Below are 21801 nucleotides of genomic sequence, written 5' to 3'. Positions count from 1 at the left end.
ATATGAGCATTTTTTAAGGAGATGAACAGCATGATGAGGCAAGAGCACGGAATTACAGTTGCCGTTTATCCAGGCAGTTTTGATCCTGTTACACACGGCCATCTTGACATTATACATAGAGCGGCAAAGGTGTTTGATAAGTTGATTGTAGCTGTACTGAATAACACTTCCAAGAATCCACTGTTCACATTGGAAGAACGGATGGAGCTCATTAGGAAGGTGACCAAGGATCTGCCGAATGTAGAGGTAGATGGTTTTAGAGATTTGATGGTCAATTATATGAAAGCTCGCAATGTACGTCTAATTGTTCGTGGGCTTCGGGCGGTCTCTGATTTTGAGTATGAATTGCAAATGGCTTCTACGAATCACAAGCTTAATCCAGATGTAGAAACTTTCTTTATGACTTCGAAGCCTCAGTTCTCGTACTTGAGCTCAAGTATTGTGAAAGAGATTGCTAAGTTTCACGGACCAGTGGAAGATCTAGTTCCTGCTGAGGTGGAAGAGGCACTGAAAAAGAAATTCCCTCGAATCTAATGGAATTACGAATCAATAGCTTTCTTTTTGAAAGTTCTCAGGACCGTTGAAATAATTATCATCAAAGTGAATAGTAGAAGGAACTGCGTCAGCATAGGTCCCCATAGGCCCCATGCCGATTCGCCGTTCAGTGGAAAGGCAGCCGTAGGATACTCGCTTTTGGCTTTGTCTAACCAAAGAAAACTGGGCTCAGAATCCATCAAAAGCAGCTGAAGCGGTTTCCAAAGCAGAACGGTTAATGCCAAAGCAATTACAGCATGCAGAGCACGGGCCTGGAAGAAGAATAGATAACGAGCATCTGTTTTTTGATGAAAGCCAGCTACTTGCGCGTGAGCAGACAAGCCTCCCCAGCCAAGAAAAGCGCTTAGGAGCGCCATTTGCGGAAGTAAGGAAAGGCCTTGTGCTTGGCTAAAAGCATAGGCACCCAGATGAATTTCCAGAATCCCCTTAAGCCACTGAGGTGTGGTATCGGTGTGGACATTCATAAAACTCAGTAAATAGTGTGTGATGGGTCGAAATACGTCCGTAAGATGAGTTATGTTAACTACATTAATTAGTACAGAAAATATCATCATATAACCACCAATTAGCATTAAGGTTTGCACAGAAGTGGTTACCGCATCCCCGAGCAGCTTACCGAAGGGGCGTCCATCGTGTAGGTAAGCTTGGCGCATCGTTGATAAGGAGAGTTTCCAAACGGAAGCGGATGCTTGATTAGTAGGCCGCAAAGTGGCTATTTGGAGTTCATGGGAGTCAGCTAAAGGCTGCTTTGATTTTTTGGAATTTCGCATCAAAAATCCAGTGGAAATAGCCGAGGCATAATGGACTACTGCAAGTATGAAGCCCAGCTTAGCGCTGTGCAGAAAGCCGACGCCTACGACCATAATTAGGAATAAGGGGCTGCACAAATGGGACAGTGCCGTTAATCGTTCTGTTTCTGTTTGGGAGATGAGGTTTTTTTCCCTCAGGGTAGCTGTAATTTTGGCTCCAGTAGGAAATCCTACTATAAGACCTGATGCTAGCGCCCACCCACTTACACCGGGAAGACGGAATACAATCCTCATCAGCGGCTCTAAAAGAATGCCTATCCCTTGAATAATACCAAAACCGATTAACAGCTCGGTCATAATGAGAAAAGGCATCAATGCTGGGAATACAAGTTTCCACCAAATTGTAAGACCCTCGAGCGATGACTGAAATGCCTTGTCCGGGAATAAAATGATAGAAACGACTACAAGGGCAGCCAAAGACCCCAGTACCAGCGTTGTGAGTTTGGAGTTGGATCTTTCATTCTTAGGCTGCATAATATCACCTCGTCCTTTAAACATGCTTCAATTGTACGCTAGAGCATGCGGGTTTAGACCAAGCTTTCGCTTGGAAGTAAAGCAAGAGACACCATTTGTATAAGGCATCAGGAAGGGGAACCTGCATGGAGAACGAAGAAGAGAGTACGATTCGTACATGGTCGAATGATTCGTATCGACATCCGAAAAGATCGGCGACTAGGCGCTATTTAATATCCGCGATTGTCGGAGTTGTCATTGTTTATTTATTATTTTTTGTAAGACTTCCTTTTTTTATATTTATGCCAGGGACAGCGGAAGAAATTAAACCTATGGTGACGATCCCCAGAGGCTCTGATGTCGAAAAGGGGACGCTGATGCTAACCACGGTACGAGTTGCCGATGCTAACATGGTCAATTATTTAATCGGTCTCGTAAATCCTTATGAAGAAATTCAGCCCAAAACGAGTGTTTTGCGTAAAGGTGAGTCGGAACAAGAGTATTCACAGCGCCAAGAGTATGTTATGTTGACATCCCAAGCGAGTGCTATTCAAGCGGCTTACACGCATGCGAAAATTCCCTTTCATATCAATCATGAAGGGGTTATGGTACTGCAGACGCTGCCTGGCCTATCGGGAGAAAAGGTTCTAAAACCGGGAGATGTGCTTTTAAAAGCTGGAGATAAAGAAGTGAAGGTCGCCCAAGATTTACTGGACTCACTTAAAGGTAAAAAAGCTGGAGAAACAATTGTTATTACGTATTCGAGGAAAAAAGTCGAACAGCAAGCTACGTTGACGCTTGGTGCGCTTCCTAAGCAAGAAGGGGAGCAGGGCGAGCCGCGGGCAGGCATCGGTGTTGTACCGGCGGATATGCAGGCTGTAAAAGCAGACCAAGAGGATCAACAAGTATCCATTAAAGCTGGAGAGATTGGCGGTCCTTCAGCGGGATTAATGTTCTCCTTAGAGATTTATAATCAACTCGTGGCGGATGATATCACCAAGGGTTATCGCATTGCCGGGACAGGGACAATTGAAAGCGACGGCACTGTAGGTCCAATTGGCGGTATACAGCATAAGATCATTGCCGCGGATCGGGAAAAGGCTGATTATTTCTTTGCACCCAAAGATGTGATTTATAAAGATGGTACCAAAATCGAGAATTACACAGCAGCCGTCGAGAGAGCCAATCAAATTAAGACTAAGATGAAAATTGTCGAAATCGGCACAATGGAAGATGCGCTCAAATTTCTAGCAGCATTGCCTCCGAAATAAGCTAGATCTAGTGAAAACAATATAATTTAAATTGACAAAAGGCATACAAACTGGATATAATAATCTTTGTTTGTTTGGGGTGAAAAAAACATGCAAATTCGTTTTAGAGAGCTATCTCTTAAAGGACAGGTTCATATGACCGAAGAATTGGCCTTGACCGATCCGTTTGAAGGACGTCAAGATATCCTTGGTCATGGTCCCGTACACGTTGATCTTCAAGCCGTGTATGAAGATGGAGCAGCAAAAGTTAACGGAACGTTAACGCTAGACTTGGAGTTAATTTGTTCACGATGCTTATCGCACACTAACCAAACAATCGAACTTCCTTTTGAGGAAGTCTTCATGCAAAAACCAGAAGAAGAAGATCCAGATCTAGACGAGGATATTCATTTAGTGGTTGGAGATAAAGTCGATTTGGAGCCTTACGTTGTAGAAAATGTAGTGGTCGGTTTACCGTACATACCACTTTGTGACGAAGCGTGCAAAGGTCTCTGTCCCGTGTGCGGAGAGAATCGCAATCAACGTGATTGCGGCTGTAAGCAGGAGAAAATTGATCCTAGGCTTGCAGGTCTCGCGGACTTTTTTAACAAAGAATAAGGCATCGTTGAAATTCGTATAAGGAGGTGTTTTGAATATGGCAGTACCTCAAAGAAGAACGTCCAAAACTCGTCGCGACAAGCGCCGTACTCACTTTAAATTGGAAGTTCCAGGCATGGTGAAATGTGAACAATGTGGAGAGCTGAAGCTAGCACACCGTGTGTGCAAGTCTTGCGGAACTTACAAAGGTAGAGAGATCGTAAAAGCATAAGATTGGACATAGTACTTCATCCTAGTGTGAGGTGCTATTTTTTTTGCTTTCTTTTTGGCTATAAATTTAATATACTACAGTTTAGTATCTGGTAATAAGATGAGATCTCACGAGATAAGGTGGTGCTCGCCATCGAACGCCTTCCTAAACGACAAAGGCAGCAGCAATTGCTTCAAGCCATTGAAGCTAATCCTTTTATGACAGACGAGGAACTGATGCGAACGTTTCAGGTCAGTATCCAAACCGTCCGCTTGGATCGGTTGGAACTCGGCATTCCTGAGCTGCGGGAACGAATGAAGCATATGGCGGTCAAAACGTACGATCATGTGCGCTCACTGCCAATTGATGAAATTATTGGAGAAGTGATTGATTTACAGCTGGATCAAAGCGGTATCTCGATTTTTGAAATTAAAGAAGATCATGTTTTCTCAAGAACCAAAATTGCAAGAGGACATCATATTTTCTCGCAAGCGAACTCCCTGGCGGTTGCCGTCATCGACGATCCCATAGCTTTAACAGCTTCTGCAGACATACGTTTTATTCGTTCTGTAAAGCTCGGAGAGAAATGTATCGCCAAAGCCTATGTGCGTTCCGTTTCCAAAGGGAAAGCAAGAGTCGAGGTGTTTTCATATGTTGGCGATGAAACGGTTTTTCGAGGCAACTTTGTGATCTTTCATTCGAAGAAAGAGCAACATCTAGATAGGGAGGACAAGCTGCATGCGAATCGCGATTGATGCAATGGGTGGCGACAATGCCCCTAAAATCGTAGTGGAAGGTGCACTCGCAGCGGCCAAAGAATGGAAGGATGTTCATATCATTCTGGTCGGCAACAGCGCAGCGATTGAAGCGCACCTCACAGAAAGGCCAGCGAACTTAACTATCCATCACACAGAAGAAGTCATTGAAGCAGAGGATGAGCCCGTTAAGGCCGTTCGACGCAAAAAAGACGCTTCTATGGTGGTAGCAGGAAGGCTGGTACGTGAAAAGAAAGCGGAAGCCATGATTTCCGCAGGAAATACAGGTGCTTTGATGACGACAGGATTGCTAGTCGTAGGAAGAATTCCAGGGATTGAACGTCCTGCACTGGCGCCTATGATTCCAACTATGGATGGAAACGGTGTTCTTGCGCTCGATCTTGGAGCTAATATGGATGCAACGGCCGAGCAACTGATCCAATACGCCATTATGGGCAGTATTTACCGCTCCAAAGTACATGGCATCGCCAAGCCTCGTGTAGGCTTGCTGAATGTGGGTACAGAAGCGACCAAAGGGAATGAATTAACGAAAGCGGCATATCCTTTAATGGAACAAGCCCCTATTCATTTTGTGGGGAATGTCGAATCCTCACAAGTGCTTCGTGCCAAATGCGATGTCATCGTATGCGATGGATTTGCGGGAAATATCATGCTGAAATCATTGGAAGGCGCTGCGTCTACCATTTTCTCAGCAATAAAACAAGAGTTCACCAAAACCTTTTTCACTAAACTTGCAGCGGCTGTCTTGAAACCAGGACTTACACAATTCCGCAAAAAGTTGGATTATAACGAACATGGGGCGGCCCCGTTTTTGGGTATCGATGGATTGGTCTTAAAAAGCCATGGCTCCTCCGATGCAAATGCCATTAAGAATGCAGTTCGTCAAGCGAGAGTTGCCTTACAAAATGATTTGGTTGGCACGATATCTGCCGAAATTAGCCACGGGAAGAGAGATATAACAACATGAACTTAATACCGGTTGGGGTACTCGGAACGGGTAAATATGTACCAGAACGAATTTTAACAAATCAAGAATTGGAAACCATGGTCGAAACGAATGATGAGTGGATCGTGACCAGGACGGGTATACGTGAGAGAAGAATAGCTGCCGAAGGACAAGCTACTTCTGATCTTTGTTATGAAGCTGCGCTGATTGCTCTAACTAATGCAGGGATTACGGCGGACCAACTCGATTTAATTATAGTAGCAACGATTACACCTGATATGGCATTCCCTTCCACGGCATGTATTCTCCAAGAGAAGCTGGGAGCCAAAAAAGCAGCAGCTTTTGACTTGTCGGCAGCTTGTTCAGGCTTTGTATATGGACTAGCTAATGCCTCTAACTTCATTGCCACAGGTACATATAAACATGCACTTATCATTGGCGCTGATTGTTTATCCAAAATTACTGACTATACAGACCGAAACACATGCATTCTTTTTGGCGATGGCGCTGGCGCCGTTGTTATTGGGGAAGTGCCTGAACATAGAGGTTTCAAATCGTTTGAGTTGGGCGCTGACGGCACAGGAGGTCCGCTCCTAAAAATTGAAGGTGGCGGGTCACGCAATCCTTCCTCACAAGCCTCCATTGACCAACGTTTGCACTACATCTATATGGCCGGAGCTGAAGTCTTCAAATTTGCCGTCCGGATCATGGGCAATGCCGCTGATGAAGCGCTGCGCAAAGCAGGCTGGGAAAAAACAGACATCGATCTGCTCGTACCACACCAAGCGAATATGAGAATCATTCAAGCTTCTCTAAATCGTCTAGAATTGACTGACGATAAATGCATGATCAACCTAGACAAGTACGGCAACATGTCCGCGGCCTCTATCCCGGTAGCTCTCGCTGAAGCAGTTGAGCAGGGCAGATTGAATGAAGGCGACCGTCTCGTGCTAGTCGGCTTCGGCGGCGGCCTAACATGGGGCGCAGCTGCCTTGGTTTGGTAGTCTTTTACTATCTTTATTATCCCTAAGGCTCAGTCGATTAGGAAAAGACCATTCTTTCTTCTGTTCTTCTGAACCCGAGGGTTACGCTGGATCAATGCACCTTCGATTGAAAAACTTGCAGCTGATAAAAGTTTTCAGAGTGATGCTTTTGGCATTATCCCTAAGGCTCAGTAAACAATTTGAGTGGGCGCTGTTGAAGTAAAGAACTAAAGAACTGAAGAACTGAAGAACTGAAGAACTGAAGAATTGAAGAACTGAAGAACTAAAGAACTGAAGAACTGAAGAACTGAAGAACTAAAGAACTGAAGAACTGAGCCAAGGGGATAGTGTCAATAAGGGTGGTAGTAAAATACTCGCCCGACAAACAAATGGGATTTTAAGTAAAATTATATAATTAATTACTGAAAATTATCGCGGAAGGGGATCCTTTTCTCGTATGGGTAAAATAGCATTTGTATTTCCTGGTCAAGGCTCGCAGTCTGTGGGGATGGGGCATGATTTATACACGAATCATCCTGCTGCTAGAGCATATTTTGAGCGCGCTAACGAAGCGCTAGGCTTTTCGTTATCTGATCTGATCTTCCAAGGTCCAGAGGACCAATTGAAGATCACGTATCACACGCAGCCCGCGCTGCTGACAACAAGCATCGCTTGTCTGGAAGCGTTCAAGGCTGCTGGCATTAAGCCAGACTATGTCGCTGGACATAGTCTCGGTGAATACAGCGCGCTGGTCGCAGCGGGCGTGCTCGCGTTCGAAGACGCGGTCCGCACCGTGCGGGCCCGCGGCGAGTTCATGGAACAGGCCGTCCCTGGCGGCCTGGGTGCTATGGCAGCCGTGCTGGGAGCCGAGCGCGAAGCGCTTGCGGAGCTATGCGCGGCTATCTCAAGCGGCGACTCCGTCGTGGAGCTCGCCAATGTGAACTGCCCGGGACAGATCGTCGTCTCGGGCAGTAAAGAGGGCGTTGCAGCGGTTGTTGAACGCTGCAAAGAAGCCGGAGCGAAGCGTGCAATACCGCTCGAGGTGAGCGGGCCTTTTCACTCTTCACTCATGAAGCCAGCCTCGCAGCGCCTCGCAGAGGTGCTTGCGTCGATCGAGATGAGTGATGCAGCCGTGCCCGTTGTAGCCAACGTAACGGCTCGTCCTGTCACGCAGCCTGGCGATATTCGCGGGCTGCTCGTAGAGCAAGTGTACTCTCCTGTATTGTGGGAGGACACCATTGTTTATCTGATCGGCCAAGGCGTCGATACGTTTATTGAGCTTGGCTCGGGAACGGTTCTCGCAGGTCTGATCAAAAAGGTAGACAAAACGGTGAAAACCGTGTCGATCGGTAGTCTAGAAGCTTTGGAGAAGTACATGCAGGAGGTACACAATCATGTTAACGGGTAAGGTGGCACTGGTAACGGGGGCATCTCGAGGTATTGGCCGAGCGATTGCTTTGCATTTGGCTGAACATGGCGCTGACGTTGTTGTGAACTATGCAGGAAGTGAAGCCGCTGCTGGAGAAGTTGTTGCGCAGATTGAAGCGATGGGACGTAAAGCTATTAAGCTGCGTGCTGACGTAAGCAGTTTTCAAGAAGCTGATGATTTAGTGAAGCAAACGCTAGAAAGTTTTGGTAAAATTGATATTCTTGTGAATAATGCTGGCATAACAAGAGACAATTTAATCATGCGGATGAAGGAAGAAGAGTTCGATCAAGTCATCGCTACGAATCTCAAGGGTGTATTCAACTGTGTAAAAGCCGTTACTCGCCCGATGATGAAACAGCGTTTCGGTCGAATTATTAATATATCTTCTGTAGTGGGTGTGCTCGGTAACCCGGGTCAAGCCAACTATGTAGCAGCAAAAGCAGGCGTTATTGGCTTAACTAAAGCGACTGCGAGAGAACTATCTTCTCGAGGCATTACGGTGAATGCTGTAGCGCCAGGTTTCATTGAAACCGATATGACGGACAAGTTGTCATCCGAGATGCGAGAGCAAATGCTGAAGCAAATTCCACTGGAACGCCTTGGCCAACCTGAGGAAATTGCAAAGGTTGTTCGCTTCCTAGCATCAGACGATGCGTCCTACATGACAGGCCAAACACTCCATGTGGATGGCGGCATGTACATGTAAGTTTTACCAGAAAGAGAATCTCAAAATTGACTACTGGCAATCTGTCAGAGATTCTCGTATAATACCAAAGAGGAGGTGAACCGGATGTCCGACGTATTGGATCGTGTTAAACGAATTGTTGTCGATCGTCTAGGGGTTGATGAAGCTGAAGTCACCCTCGAAGCATCTTTCAAAGAAGATCTAGGTGCTGATTCTCTCGATGTAGTTGAATTAGTAATGGAATTAGAAGATGAGTTCGATTTAGAAATTTCCGATGAAGATGCTGAGAAGATTACGACTGTAGGAGAAGTTACGAATTACATAAAATCTCATACGTAATAGTCTACCGAGTCCCGTTTCTAATCAAGACGGGACTTTCTCTCCATTTTCAAACAATAAAAAATGATGCTTTACTACATAGAAGGTGGTACAAATGAACAGAGTTGTAATTACAGGTATGGGCGTAGTTACTGCCCTTGGTCAAGATTTAGAAACATTTTGGGGCAATCTGACTTCCGGTAAATCTGGAATCAGTTTGATCGAGAATTTTGATGTAAGCGAGTATCCGACTCGTATTGCTGCTGAGGTTAAAGATTTTAATATTGAGAATTATGTAGATCGTAAGGATTCACGTCGTATGGACCGTTTCGTTCAATTCGCTGTAGCTGGTGCGATAAATGCTCTAAAAGACGCGAGCTTGAATGTGAAGGAAGATACGGATCCTGAACGCGTGGGCGTATCGGTCGGATCAGGAATTGGCGGTTTGAACACGTGGGAAGAACAGCATAGAATTCTATTGGAAAAGGGTCCGAAACGCGTATCTCCCTTCTTTATTCCAATGATGATTGCGAATATGGCGTCTGGTCAAGTTTCAATGATCACAGGGGCAAAAGGACCGAACTCTACGGCTGTTACTGCCTGTGCGACAGGTACTCACTCCATCGGTGATTCGTTCAAAATGATTCAACGTGGTGATGCTGACGTAATGATTTGCGGCGGTGCTGAAGCAACGATTACACCAATTGGTGTGGCTGGTTTCTGTGCATTGCGTGCTATGTCAACTCGTAATGAAGAGCCTCACTTGGCTAGCCGCCCGTTTGATACAGACCGCGATGGTTTTGTCATGGGCGAAGGTGCAGGCGTGATGATTTTGGAATCGCTTGAACATGCGCAGAAGCGTGGGGCACGCATCTATGCGGAAGTGATAGGTTATGGGATGAGCGGTGATGCTTATCACATGACAGATCCAGATCCGGACGGGGCAGCGCGTTGTATGGTCAAAGCGATTAAAGACGCGGGCATTAGCCCAGAGTCGATTTCTTACATTAATGCTCATGGAACTTCTACGTCAGTAGGAGATAGATCGGAGACTACGGCTATTAAGAAAGCTTTAGGCGAACACGCCTACAAAGTAGCAGTTAGCTCGACGAAATCAATGACGGGCCATTTACTTGGCGCTGCAGGCGGTGTAGAAGCTGTTATCTGTGGCTTAACCATTTCTAATAGCTTGATTGCACCAACAATCAATTTGGTAAACCAAGACCCTGAGTGTGATTTGGATTATGTGCCAAATACAGCTCGTGAAGCGAAGGTAGACATTGCGATGTCGAACTCGTTTGGTTTTGGTGGACATAATGCAACGATTATCTTGAAAAGGTTTGAAGCATAATTTGCCTTCCTACGAAGAAAGATAACGGAATATCATTCTCTCTGGGTGGTGAATAAAGGCGATGAACCGTGATATTAAAGAACTGCAGCAGCGAATTGGGATTACATTTCGGAAAAAAGAGCTGCTTCAGCAAGCTTTTACCCATTCTTCTTATGTCAATGAACACCGTATTGCTGGGCATAAAGATAACGAGCGTCTGGAGTTTCTAGGGGATGCTGTCCTTGAACTAACGGTTTCGGAATTTTTATATGATTCTTATCCAGGGCGTTCAGAAGGTGAATTGACTAAGCTCAGGGCGTCTATCGTTTGTGAGCCGTCACTCGTTACGTTTGCTGAAGATTTGGATTTCGGTGCTTTTGTATTACTCGGTAAAGGGGAAGAGTTAACTGGAGGGCGTTCGCGCCCGGCACTCCTTGCCGACGTTTTCGAGTCCTTTGTTGGAGCTTTATACCTTGATCAAGGCTTGGATATCGTAAAAGGTTTTCTCAAAAAGCACGTTTTCGCAAAAATCTCCAGCGAAGGTAAACTGCTAATTATTGATTACAAGACTCTACTGCAGGAGCATACCCAACATCACAACATGGGTTCATTGGAATACCGCATTGTGAATGAACGAGGGCCTGCTCATGAACGTGAGTTTGTTGCTGAAGTGCACATGGATGCCGACCTTCTGGGAACCGGAGCAGGACGTTCCAAGAAAGAAGCGGAACAGCAGGCTGCTGCTGGGGCCTTGTCGAAATTGAATGTGACCGTTCAGCGGTAATGCATATGGCTTAAAGGGGCGGCTGCGGCCGCCTTTTTGTTTTTTTCTCTTATTTTTATAAGGGATATGTTACAATAATTTTTGAGGTGAGACCATGTTTTTGAAACGGATTGAATTATCCGGGTTTAAGTCTTTCGCAGACCGTACGGAACTGGAATTTGTACGCGGTATTACCGCGGTTGTAGGTCCTAACGGCAGTGGAAAAAGTAATATTTCGGACGGTATCCGCTGGGTATTAGGTGAGCAAAGTGCAAAGTCCTTACGTGGCGGTAAAATGGAAGATGTTATTTTTGCAGGCAGTGATGCGCGACGAGCGGTCAATTATGGGGAAGTCTCGCTGACGCTTGATAATACGTCGCAATCGCTTCCACTAGACTTCAATGAAGTGACGGTTACTCGCAGAGTGCATCGCAGTGGGGAAAGTGAGTATTTAATTAATAAGCAGCCCTGCCGCTTGAAAGATATAACGGAATTGTTCATGGATACCGGGATAGGGAAAGAAGCTTATTCGATTATTGGACAAGGCCGTATTGAAGAAATTTTAAGTACGAAATCCGAAGATCGTCGAGGAATCTTTGAAGAGGCTTCGGGGATTGTTAAATATAAATCGCGTAAACGTGAAGCTGAGAAGAAATTGAGTGACACCGAGCAAAATCTGCTACGGATTCACGACTTGGTTTCTGAGCTTGAGGATCAAATCGAACCGCTTCGCGAGCAGTCTGAGAAGGCGATACGTTATAAAGAGCTTCGGGAGACGCTCAAAAGCAGTGAGATTGCTATGTATGTACATCAGATTGATCAGATTTACATTTCATGGAATGATGCGAAGCAGCTGCTAGAGAAGCTAGTCAAGGAACAAACAGAGCTTTCGACGATTGTGAATCAGCATGATGCGCACTTGGAGAAGCATCGATGGGAAACTCGCAGGTTAGAGGAGGAGCTGGAAAAGCTTCAAGAAAGTTTACTTCAACTGAGCGAAGATTTCGAGAAGTGCGAAGGGCATGGCGAAGTACTCAAAGAGCGTAATAAGAATTACGTGGCTAATCACCAGCAGCTAAGCACTACTATCGCTATGCAAGAGCAGCGTAAAATAGATAAAGATGCAGAGCTCAGCCAGCAGCGTGAGAAAATCATTCAAATTGGCGCCCAGCTATTTGAGTTTCAAGCGAAGCTGACAGCGGAAGAACAGCGGTTACTTGGGGTTAATGGCGGTATTAGTTCCTCGCCTGAAGATCAATTGAAGGGCGAATTGCTGGAAACGCTGAATCGAATGGCTCAGGCAAGGAACGAGATTCGTTACGCTGAGCAGCAAACGGAAAGTATTGGTCGTCGTTTGGAAAGGCTTGATGAAGAACGTCAGAAATGGGCTGATCAGCGCGAGAAGATTTCGATCCGTAAGCAAGAGTTGACGGCTAAATTAGAACAAACAGTTAGTGAAATTGAAAATGAACGACAAAGGTATGTGCAGTTAACCCAAAGCTTGAAAAGCAAGCAGGGGTTGCTCGATGATGCACAAGGAATGGTCCGCAAATGGGAACAGAAGCTGGATGCCTTGACATCCCGCCGCGATACTATGAAAGAGATGGCCAACGATTACGATGGCTTCATGCAAGGTGTTAAAGAAGTTCTTAAAGCGAAGAGTCGTAAGGATTTGCGTGGTATTCGCGGGGCCGTAGCCGAGCTAGTTAAGGTGCCGGCAGACGTTGAGATTGCGATTGAGACGGCGCTCGGCGGAGCCTTGCAAAATATCGTTGTCGAGACCGAAGCGGATGGGCGTGAAGCCATTGCCTTCTTGAAGCGCCGTCAAATGGGACGCGCTACGTTCCTGCCTATGAATGTTATTCGCGGACGCTCGATTTCCGATAGTGAGCTTAGTTCTTTGAAATCTTCCAAAGGTTTTGTCGGCCTTGCTGTTGATCTTGTTTCATTTGAGTCCACTTACCAGAACATCTTCTCAAGCCTACTTGGGAATGTTGTTGTGGCGCAGAGTCTAGAAGATGCGAATCATATTGCTGCTAAAGCACAGTATCGCTATCGGGTTGTGACGCTGGAAGGTGACGTCGTGAATCCTGGTGGTTCGATGACGGGCGGAAGCTTGCAGAAGAAATCAACGAATCTACTTGGACGTCAACGTCAAATTGAGGAGCTGGATCAGGAGATTAAAACTTCTGAGCAGCAGCTCAGTGGTTTGCGCAGTCAATCGAGCGTGATTAAGCGCGAGATTACGGATGATATGATGACGATCGAACAGCTCCGTCAGCAGGGTGAGCAAAAACGTATCACCGAGCAGCAAATTAGGGCAGAATTGAATCCGCTTGAGTCTGAGAGCCGCACGGTTGAAGAACAGCTAACGCTAGATAGTCAAGATCGAGGTTCACTGCTTGAAGAGCAGGCCGATCTTGGACGTAAGAAAGTCGAGTCCGAAGCAGCGCTGGCTGAACTGCAAGAAGAAGAAGCTTCTTTGCAGAAAGCGATTCGCGATGCCGAGCACTCCCGTAAAGCGAGTGAGTCGGAGAAGGAAGAACTGCAAAGCCAGTTGACGGATTTGAAAGTCAAGGTGGCTTCCATTTCGCAAGAGAAACAGTCACTCCAAGATCAACAGCGTCGACTTCAGCAGGATCTAGGCGAAGCTGAGCGAGAAATGGAAATGAACCGCGGTCTGCTTGAGCAGTTGGTGCAAGATATGGCAGCACTTGATCAAGAGACTGTACTTCAAGTTGAATTACTTAATGATCTCAAAATCAAGAAGCAGCACTGCTCAGAAAACATTGATTTCAAACGTGCTGAGCGAACGGATTGGTTACATAAGCTTGAGCAAGAAGAGAATGAGACCCGGACGCAACGTATTCAGCTGAAGCAGGTTGAAGAGAATCTGCATCAAACTGAAGTTCGTGTGACTCGATTGGATGTTGAGCTAGAAAACCTGCTGAAGAAGCTAGGGGAAGAATATGAGCTTAGCTATGAGTTAGCAAAAGAGCGCTATCCAGTTCCTGAGGATATCCAAGGTACGCAGGGCAGAGTGCGTGAACTTAAACGCGAAATCGCTTCGCTTGGTGATGTGAACCTCGGTGCTATTGAAGAGTATGCGCGGGTCTCTGAGCGCTATGAATTCTTAGACTCCCAGAAAAATGATTTGATCGAAGCCAAAACGACGCTTTATCAGGTCATCCGTGAAATGGATCTAGAAATGTCCAAACGATTTAAGACCACCTTTGATGCGATCCGCTCGCACTTTGGCGTCGTATTTGCTAAATTGTTCGGCGGTGGCCGTGCGGATTTGATTCTATCTGAGCCAGAGAATATGCTGGATACAGGTATTGAGATTGTTGCACAGCCGCCTGGTAAAAAGCTGCAAAATCTCCAGCTTCTTTCCGGTGGAGAGCGGGCTCTCACAGCGATTGCACTGCTTTTCTCGATTATACGCGTAAAGCCGGTTCCATTCTGCGTACTAGATGAGGTAGAAGCTGCTTTGGATGAAGCGAACGTATCTCGTTTTGCCGAATACTTACGTGAGTTCTCTGAAATGACGCAATTTATCGTAGTTACGCACCGTAAGGGGACAATGGAGGAAGCGGATGTGCTGTATGGGGTAACGATGCAAGAGGGCGGTGTTTCCAAGCTCGTTTCCGTTCGTTTAGAGGATGAAGAAGCCGCCATGTCCGCATCATAATTAGGTTGAATGTTATTTTATTAGGAGGAACCATGAGCTTTTTTAAACGATTAAAGGAAAGTATTTCCAGTAAGGCCGAAGTGGTCACGAATAAGTTCAAAGAAGGACTAACGAAAACAAGAGACGCCTTCGTCGATCGTGTGGATGATTTATTTAGCCGCCGCAAGAAGATAGATGAGGACTTTTATGAAGAGCTTGAAGAAATTCTAATTGGCGCTGATGTGGGTGTAAATACAGTGCTTAAGCTAATCGATCAGCTTCGTGCTGAGGTGAAGAAACGCAAAATTGAAGATCCCGCGGAGCTGCAACCAATCCTTTCCGAAAAGTTGATTGAGCTATTAAAGGGTGACGCTGATGCAGGACTGAAATTAAATCCAAATGGATTATCCGTCATTTTGTTTGTTGGAGTGAATGGTGTTGGGAAGACAACGACAATCGGCAAAATGGCGCACATGTTTAAATCTCAAGGAAAAAAAGTGTTAATGGCTGCAGGCGATACATTTCGTGCCGGTGCAATTGAGCAGTTGGAAACTTGGGGCGAGCGTGTTGGTGTTGATGTGATTAAACAGCAATCAGGCTCCGACCCTGCAGCCGTCATGTTTGATGCGGTGCAGGCAGCGAAAACGCGTGGTGTAGACATCTTGTTATGCGATACAGCCGGTCGTTTGCAAAATAAAGTGAATTTGATGGAGGAACTGAATAAGATCTATCGCGTTATCCAGCGTGAAGTACCAGATGCTCCCCATGAGGTCATTCTCGTTTTAGATGCTACTACGGGACAAAATGCACTCAGCCAAGCAAAGCTTTTCGGTGACAAAACAGGTCTAACGGGGTTGGTGCTTTCCAAGCTCGATGGTACGGCCAAAGGCGGAATTGTTGTAGCAATCCGTCAAGAGTTGTCACTTCCTGTGAAATTCGTTGGCCTCGGTGAGAAAATGGATGATCTTCAACCTTTTGATTCCGAGCAATTCGTTCACGCTCTCTTTGGCAAATGGATCGGTGAGCATAAAGAAGAGAATGCTTAATCTTTTTCTTCTCTGATACTTGAAGAATTCTCCTCAGCCGTTTGTTGGTTAGAGGGGAATTTTTTTGTTCATTACTGACAAGGTCAAATGCTTGACATTCATCTTGGAATTCAGTATGATAGGTTCTGTTGTGCTGCTGTCAAGCGTGCAACCTTTACGGAGGTGGATCATGTCTATCGATCAAATGCTTGAGAAAACGAATCGCGTTAACTTGCTTTTTGATTTCTATGAACCGCTGTTGACCGATAAACAGAGAACGTTCCTCCAACTGTATTTTCATGATGATTACTCGCTAGGAGAAATCGCTGAGAATTTTGAAATTAGCCGCCAGGCGGTTTATGAACATATTAAACGTGCAGAATCAACTCTTCAGGATTATGAGAGTAAATTGCATCTCGTACATAAGCACGAACAACGCATGAAGCTGCGTGCGGAACTGGTTCAGGTGCTTGATGTTTGCGAACCGGAGCTAAAGAGGAAAACAACGGAACTTTTTGATACAATAGTAGGGATCGATTAAAACATAGAAAGTCCAGAAGCAGGAGGTGAAGCGCATGGCATTTGAAGGATTGGCAAACCGGTTGCAGAACGTTTTCGGTAAGCTGAGAAGCAAAGGTAAGCTGACGGAAGAAGATGTAGGCGAAGCGCTTCGCGAAGTACGATTGGCGCTGCTTGAAGCGGACGTTAACTTTAAAGTAGTCAAAGACTTTATTGCTAAGGTGAAGGAACAGTCCATCGGACAAGAAGTATTGAAATCCTTCACGCCAGGCATGGTCGTTATCGATATCGTTAACAAAGAGCTAACCGCACTTATGGGCGGTACACAAAGTAAGTTAGCTCGTTCGAATCGACCGCCAACAATCATCATGATGGCAGGTTTGCAAGGGGCAGGTAAGACAACAACTTCTGGTAAGCTAGCGAAGATGCTCGTTAAACAAAACCATAGACCGCTTCTTGTAGCTTGTGACATTTATCGTCCAGCTGCGATTAAACAGCTGCAGGTTCTTGGAGAACAGCTCAATGTTCCGGTGTTTTCACTTGGGGATCAAGTAAATCCTGTCGATATTGCAAAAGCAGGACTTCAGCATGCCAAAGATAACGGTAATGATTATGTCATTATCGATACTGCAGGTCGTCTGCACATTGATGAAAACCTGATGGACGAGCTGAAAAATGTTCGAACTGCTGTTGAACCGGATGAAATATTGCTCGTTGTCGATGCGATGACCGGGCAGGATGCAGTCAATGTTGCAGAAAGCTTTCATCAACAGCTTGAACTTACAGGTGTTGTACTGACCAAGCTGGATGGCGATACCCGCGGCGGCGCGGCGTTATCGGTTAAAGCTGTCACAGGTTGCCCAATTAAGTTCGTGGCTAGCGGTGAGAAAATGGATGCACTAGAACCATTCTTCCCTGATCGTATGGCCTCAAGAATTCTTGGTATGGGCGACATGCTTACCTTGATTGAGAAGGCGCAAGCCGGTATCGATATGGACAAGGCGAAAGAGATGGAGCGCAAAATGCGCAACGCCGAATTCACCTTCGAGGATTTCCTTGATCAAATGGAGCAAGTGAAGAAAATGGGTCCTCTGGATCAAATTCTTGAGATGCTTCCAGGTGCTAATAAGATCAAAGGCATGAAAGATATGAAGGTTGACGACAAACAAATGGCACGTGTTGAAGCTATTGTGAAATCGATGACAACCGAAGAGAAACGCAAACCAGAACTTCTCAATGCGAACCGTCGCAAACGGATTGCTCAAGGCAGTGGCAACTCGGTGCAAGAGGTCAACCGTTTCATCAAGCAGTTTGACGATATGCGCAAAATGATGAAGCAGTTTTCCGGCATGATGGGACCTAAAGGTGCCAAAGGAATGAAGAAGTTAGGCAAGGGATTTAAATTCCCCTTTTAAATAAGCATTTTATTCTAAGTAGGAGGTGATTTTTCATGGCAGTACGTATTCGTCTTAAACGTGTAGGCGCTCATAAAGCTCCTTTTTACCGTGTAGTGGTTTCGGATTCCCGTTCCCCGCGTGATGGTCGTTTTATCGAAGAAATCGGTACTTATAACCCAATTGCTGAACCAGCAGCTGTAACTCTTGATGAGGAGAAAGCGCTGAAATGGCTTCAAACTGGCGCTCAACCGTCCGATACAGTTCGCAGCCTGTTCTCAAAAGCAGGTCTGATGACTAAGTTTCACGAACTGAAATTACAGAAGTAATCTGTTATCTTTCGGAGGGTGGGTTCATGAAGGATCTTATCACCGTAATTGCTAAGGCTCTTGTCGATCATCCGGAAGAAGTACGTGTCGCTGTGGTGGAGAAAGATGACAAGATCGAGTACAGGCTTTCTGTCCACCCCGACGATGTCGGTAAAGTGATTGGCAAGCAAGGCAAGATTGCGAAGTCGCTCCGCACAGTTGTCACGTCGGCAGCAGTGAAAGAGACGAAACGGGTAGCCGTTGAAATCGTTTCATAAGAAATTAGGTTAGGATTTAGTTCCTAACCTTTTTCTTGTATGGTTTTGAAGGTAAATTAATGTGGAGGTTGGGCAAGCGCATATGAGCGAAAAACTTGTGACAGTTGGTCGAATTGTGAATAGCCATGGTATTCGTGGAGAGCTAAAAGTGGTTCCGGAAACTGATTTTCCCGAGCGTTTTGATAAAGGAAACGCGTTGATTATTGTAGATTCTCAAAATAAGCAAACGCCGGTGACGGTGCAAACCTCCCGCTTACATAAAAATATGTTTATCTTGCAGTTTGACCAATTCTCTAACATCAATGATGTTGAGAAATTCAAAGGCTCACTTCTCAAGATTGAAGCTAAGGAGCAACAGCCTCTTGAAGAAGGAGAATACTATTATCACGAGATCATTGGTTGTAAGGTCGTTACGGAAGAAGGCCAGGAGTTAGGGCTTGTTTCTGAGGTATTGACACCAGGGGCAAATGATGTATGGGTCGTTTCTTTGCCGAAAGGCAAACAGTTGCTGCTCCCAGTTATTGATGATGTAATACTCGATGTGGACATTGCCAACAAAACGATTCGTATTCATCTGATGGAAGGATTAATGGAATGAGAATCGATGTATTGACCCTGTTCCCGGAGATGTTCGAGGGTGTGTTTTCGTCCAGCATTTTAGGGAAAGCACGTGACAAGGGAATTGTTGCTCTCAACACGGTTAATTTTCGAGATTATTCCAATAATAAGCATAATACAGTAGATGATTATCCATACGGCGGCGGTGGAGGGATGGTTTTAAAGCCAGAGCCGATCTTTGCAGCTGTTGAGAATCTGCCCATACATCAAGAAGATGGACAAGACCCGGTGAAGCCAAGAGTGATTCTCATGTGCCCACAAGGGGAGACGTTCACACAGAAGAAAGCGGAGGAACTGTCTAATGAACAGCATCTCGTGTTCATATGTGGTCATTATGAAGGCTATGATGAGCGCATTAGGCAGTATCTAGTGACGGATGAGCTGTCCATCGGTGATTATGTATTAACAGGCGGCGAGTTACCCGCTATGGTCGTTATAGACAGCGTAGTGAGGCTGCTGCCTGGTGTGCTCGGCAATGAGATGTCAGCGGTGACAGATTCGTTTTCCACAGGCTTGCTTGAGTATCCTCACTACACGAGGCCTGCGAAGTTCAGGGACTGGGACGTGCCTGAGATGCTGTTATCAGGGCATCATGAGAATGTGAAGCGTTGGCGACGCAAGGAGTCTCTGTTCCGAACGTTAGAACGTCGTCCTGATTTGCTTGAAGGAAGAGAACTATCCAAAGAGGAAAAAGCTTGGGTGGTTGAATGGAACGGACGGAAACAGAAGGAGTAAACCCCCAAAAACTTCTCTATTGAATTTCTTTCCTGTCTATGATAGTATATATTCTGTTGTGAATTTTTCAACAGTTCGAGTCTGGTGGTCCTCTACGCATAACAACTAAGAACGACTATGCCAATAAGCGGAATGAACACCTGTGTGGAAGGAGGGAGTCAACTATGAATCTTATTCAAGAGATTACGAAAGAGCAACTCCGTACGGATATTCCTAATTTCCGTCCAGGAGACACACTTAAAGTACACGTAAAAGTTATCGAGGGTACACGTGAGCGTATTCAGCTGTTCGAAGGTGTTGTTATTAAACGCCACGGCGGTGGAATCAGCGAAACGTTTACAGTTCGTAAAATTTCTTACGGTGTGGGTGTGGAAAGAACTTTCCCATTCCATTCTCCGAAGATTGACAAGATTGAAGTGGCTCGCCGTGGTAAAGTTCGTCGTGCGAAACTTTATTATCTGCGTGGTCTTCGTGGTAAAGCAGCAAGAATTAAAGAAATTCGATAAGAAAACGGGGGGCTTGTTCAGGCAAGTCTCCTTTTCATTTTCATGGTACATAATAGATATAAACCAAAACTGGAAAAGAGGCAATCAGTGATGGAACACAAAAATCAAGAACAGCCTTACATAGAGCCGGCTACAACAACGGAAACGACTCCCGCTAAAACAGCAAAAAGTGAAACATGGGAATGGATTAAAGCATTAGTGATCGCGGGAGTGCTCGTGATTATCATTCGTTGGTTCCTGTTCTCTCCTTTTATTGTTGATGGAGATTCCATGCGTCCGAACTTTTCAACAGGTGAACGACTCATTGTCAATAAAATTGTTTATGATATTCGCTCACCTAAACGCGGAGAAGTCATCGTTTTCCATGCACCGGAAGGTAAGGATTACATTAAACGCATAATTGGTCTTCCTGGTGAGACCGTTAAGGTTACGGGTGACAAAGTGTTCATTAATGGTCAAGAGATTGATCAGCCTTACATCAAGGAAGCGATTGAGCAGGCGAATAAAGAAGGACGTGCCTATAATACGTTATCCGATTTTCAAGAGAAAAAAGTGCCAGAAGGTGAAATATTCGCAATGGGAGATAACCGAGGTAACTCCAAAGACAGCCGAGCGATTGGCTTCATACCTTACAACAAAATCGTAGGTCGCGCCGAAGTCATTTTTTGGCCAGTGAGCAAAATTAGTTTCATACATTTTTGAGGTGAAGTAGAATGACCATTCAATGGTTTCCCGGTCACATGACCAAGGCCCGAAGACAGATTGAAGAAAAGCTTAAGCTGATTGATGTTGTGATCGAGCTCTTGGATGCCCGCATACCGCTCTCCAGTCGGAACCCGATGGTAGATGAAATTTTAAAAGGTAAACCGCGTTTGGTTCTGCTTAATAAGAATGACTTGGCAGATCCGCAAGTGACGGCAGATTGGGTTAAGTATTTTGCTGATCAGGGCCTACCAGCATTGCCGATTGATGCAGCAACTGGAACACACGTCAAAGAAATTTTGCCGCGAGTTAAGCAGCTTTGGGCACATAAAATTGAACGGCAGCTTAGCAAAGGGATTAATCCTCGTGCCGTAAGGGCGCTCATTGTAGGTATCCCGAACGTTGGGAAATCGACGCTCATTAACCAATTAGCAGGTAAGAAAATTGCAGCAACAGGAGATAAGCCTGGTGTTACGAAGGGGCAGCAATGGATTAAAGTTGGAACCGAAATGGACTTGCTCGATACGCCAGGTATCTTGTGGCCCAAATTCGAAGACCAAATGGTTGGAATGAGATTGGCAGCAACAGGTGCCATTAAAGAAGAACTGCTTCATTTAGATGAGATTGCACTCTTTGTCGTTAAATACATGGTCCAGAATTATGGGGCCGGTATTCAAGAACGATTTGGGGTTCAAGACCTTCCAGAGGATTTGGACGACATCCAGGAAATGGTTAAAGTCATGGAAGCTATCGGCCGTAAGCGTGGTGCGATTGTGAGCGGGGGCAAAGTAGATTTGGACAAAGCCTCATTAATCATTATTCGTGAGCTTAGAGCAGGCAAGATGGGGCGCATTTCTTTGGAGAGGCCCCTTGAGAAAAGGTAGTCAGGTCAATAATTAAAGAAGGAAACGGTCACTTTTGGACTTAGCTGATCAAGCGGG

The 21801-nt window shown here is 45.5% G+C and carries 24 protein-coding genes; 23 read left to right on the top strand and 1 reads right to left on the bottom strand.

Features of this window, described 5'->3' with window-relative positions; all coding sequences use genetic code 11:
- The first annotated feature begins 30 nt into the window (after window positions 1–30).
- Complete coding sequence (coaD, locus tag AC58UU_RS07015) at window positions 31–534, top strand: pantetheine-phosphate adenylyltransferase (protein WP_029195317.1); 504 nt, start codon at window positions 31–33, stop codon at window positions 532–534.
- Between the two features lie 5 nt (window positions 535–539).
- Here coaD and AC58UU_RS07010 read toward each other — a convergent pair whose 3' ends face one another.
- The gene (locus tag AC58UU_RS07010; RefSeq protein WP_497314217.1) at window positions 540–1862 is read right to left on the bottom strand and encodes a nucleoside recognition domain-containing protein; all 1323 of its coding nucleotides are present in this window, start codon (window positions 1860–1862) and stop codon (window positions 540–542) included.
- A gap of 101 nt (window positions 1863–1963) precedes the next feature.
- Between AC58UU_RS07010 and AC58UU_RS07005 the strand changes: the two genes are divergently transcribed.
- From AC58UU_RS07005 to ylqF, 22 genes are all read left to right on the top strand, one after another.
- Entirely contained in the window at window positions 1964–3088 is a 1125-nt protein-coding gene (locus AC58UU_RS07005; protein ID WP_497314215.1) for a SepM family pheromone-processing serine protease, read from the top strand.
- Between the two features lie 90 nt (window positions 3089–3178).
- Window positions 3179–3685, top strand: a complete 507-nt coding sequence (locus tag AC58UU_RS07000) for a YceD family protein (protein ID WP_497314213.1) — start codon at window positions 3179–3181, stop codon at window positions 3683–3685.
- A 37-nt stretch (window positions 3686–3722) separates the two neighbouring features.
- Entirely contained in the window at window positions 3723–3896 is a 174-nt protein-coding gene (rpmF, locus tag AC58UU_RS06995; RefSeq protein ID WP_029195321.1) for a 50S ribosomal protein L32, read from the top strand.
- A gap of 119 nt (window positions 3897–4015) precedes the next feature.
- Window positions 4016–4630 (top strand): transcription factor FapR, encoded by a 615-nt coding sequence (fapR, locus tag AC58UU_RS06990; protein WP_047672754.1) that lies wholly within the window; start codon window positions 4016–4018, stop codon window positions 4628–4630.
- Complete coding sequence (gene plsX / locus AC58UU_RS06985) at window positions 4614–5618, top strand: phosphate acyltransferase PlsX (RefSeq protein ID WP_171648791.1); 1005 nt, start codon at window positions 4614–4616, stop codon at window positions 5616–5618. Before fapR ends, plsX begins: the two co-directional genes overlap by 17 nt.
- Complete coding sequence (locus AC58UU_RS06980) at window positions 5615–6601, top strand: beta-ketoacyl-ACP synthase III (protein ID WP_216625518.1); 987 nt, start codon at window positions 5615–5617, stop codon at window positions 6599–6601. The genes plsX and AC58UU_RS06980 overlap by 4 nt, the downstream gene beginning before the upstream one ends.
- A gap of 436 nt (window positions 6602–7037) precedes the next feature.
- Entirely contained in the window at window positions 7038–7988 is a 951-nt protein-coding gene (gene fabD, locus AC58UU_RS06975) for an ACP S-malonyltransferase (RefSeq protein ID WP_497314210.1), read from the top strand.
- Complete coding sequence (gene fabG / locus AC58UU_RS06970; protein ID WP_029195326.1) at window positions 7975–8715, top strand: 3-oxoacyl-[acyl-carrier-protein] reductase; 741 nt, start codon at window positions 7975–7977, stop codon at window positions 8713–8715. Before fabD ends, fabG begins: the two co-directional genes overlap by 14 nt.
- Before the next feature lie 84 nt (window positions 8716–8799).
- Window positions 8800–9033: an acyl carrier protein gene (gene acpP, locus AC58UU_RS06965; protein ID WP_028558238.1), complete on the top strand. Its 234-nt coding sequence runs from the start codon at window positions 8800–8802 to the stop codon at window positions 9031–9033.
- 94 nt (window positions 9034–9127) lie between these two features.
- Window positions 9128–10363, top strand: a complete 1236-nt coding sequence (gene fabF / locus AC58UU_RS06960; RefSeq protein WP_497314208.1) for a beta-ketoacyl-ACP synthase II — start codon at window positions 9128–9130, stop codon at window positions 10361–10363.
- Window positions 10364–10424: 61 nt separating this feature from the next.
- Entirely contained in the window at window positions 10425–11126 is a 702-nt protein-coding gene (gene rnc, locus AC58UU_RS06955) for a ribonuclease III (protein ID WP_171688284.1), read from the top strand.
- 94 nt (window positions 11127–11220) lie between these two features.
- Window positions 11221–14796 (top strand): chromosome segregation protein SMC, encoded by a 3576-nt coding sequence (smc, locus tag AC58UU_RS06950; protein ID WP_497314206.1) that lies wholly within the window; start codon window positions 11221–11223, stop codon window positions 14794–14796.
- A gap of 32 nt (window positions 14797–14828) precedes the next feature.
- Window positions 14829–15821, top strand: a complete 993-nt coding sequence (ftsY, locus tag AC58UU_RS06945) for a signal recognition particle-docking protein FtsY (protein WP_497314204.1) — start codon at window positions 14829–14831, stop codon at window positions 15819–15821.
- A 169-nt stretch (window positions 15822–15990) separates the two neighbouring features.
- A complete protein-coding gene (locus AC58UU_RS06940; RefSeq protein ID WP_497314202.1) occupies window positions 15991–16341 on the top strand; it encodes a putative DNA-binding protein in 351 nt (116 codons plus the stop codon).
- Window positions 16342–16375: 34 nt separating this feature from the next.
- Window positions 16376–17734: a signal recognition particle protein gene (ffh, locus tag AC58UU_RS06935; RefSeq protein WP_497314200.1), complete on the top strand. Its 1359-nt coding sequence runs from the start codon at window positions 16376–16378 to the stop codon at window positions 17732–17734.
- Window positions 17735–17769: 35 nt separating this feature from the next.
- On the top strand, window positions 17770–18042 hold the full coding sequence (rpsP, locus tag AC58UU_RS06930; protein WP_029195333.1) for a 30S ribosomal protein S16: 273 nt from the start codon (window positions 17770–17772) through the stop codon (window positions 18040–18042).
- Between the two features lie 26 nt (window positions 18043–18068).
- Window positions 18069–18299 (top strand): KH domain-containing protein, encoded by a 231-nt coding sequence (locus AC58UU_RS06925; RefSeq protein WP_047672782.1) that lies wholly within the window; start codon window positions 18069–18071, stop codon window positions 18297–18299.
- Between the two features lie 82 nt (window positions 18300–18381).
- Window positions 18382–18897 (top strand): ribosome maturation factor RimM, encoded by a 516-nt coding sequence (rimM, locus tag AC58UU_RS06920; protein WP_307443547.1) that lies wholly within the window; start codon window positions 18382–18384, stop codon window positions 18895–18897.
- Window positions 18894–19652, top strand: a complete 759-nt coding sequence (gene trmD / locus AC58UU_RS06915; RefSeq protein ID WP_497314198.1) for a tRNA (guanosine(37)-N1)-methyltransferase TrmD — start codon at window positions 18894–18896, stop codon at window positions 19650–19652. The genes rimM and trmD overlap by 4 nt, the downstream gene beginning before the upstream one ends.
- A 164-nt stretch (window positions 19653–19816) precedes the next feature.
- The gene (gene rplS / locus AC58UU_RS06910; protein WP_028558249.1) at window positions 19817–20158 is read left to right on the top strand and encodes a 50S ribosomal protein L19; all 342 of its coding nucleotides are present in this window, start codon (window positions 19817–19819) and stop codon (window positions 20156–20158) included.
- Window positions 20159–20248: 90 nt separating this feature from the next.
- Window positions 20249–20860, top strand: coding sequence for a signal peptidase I (lepB, locus tag AC58UU_RS06905; protein ID WP_497314196.1), 612 nt, complete (start codon window positions 20249–20251; stop codon window positions 20858–20860).
- 11 nt (window positions 20861–20871) lie between these two features.
- Entirely contained in the window at window positions 20872–21744 is an 873-nt protein-coding gene (ylqF, locus tag AC58UU_RS06900) for a ribosome biogenesis GTPase YlqF (RefSeq protein WP_497314194.1), read from the top strand.
- Window positions 21745–21801 lie beyond the last annotated feature (57 nt).

The sequence above is a fragment of the Paenibacillus sp. JT22N1 genome (assembly GCF_059692155.1).
This window is presented reverse-complemented; position numbering and strand designations above follow the sequence as displayed.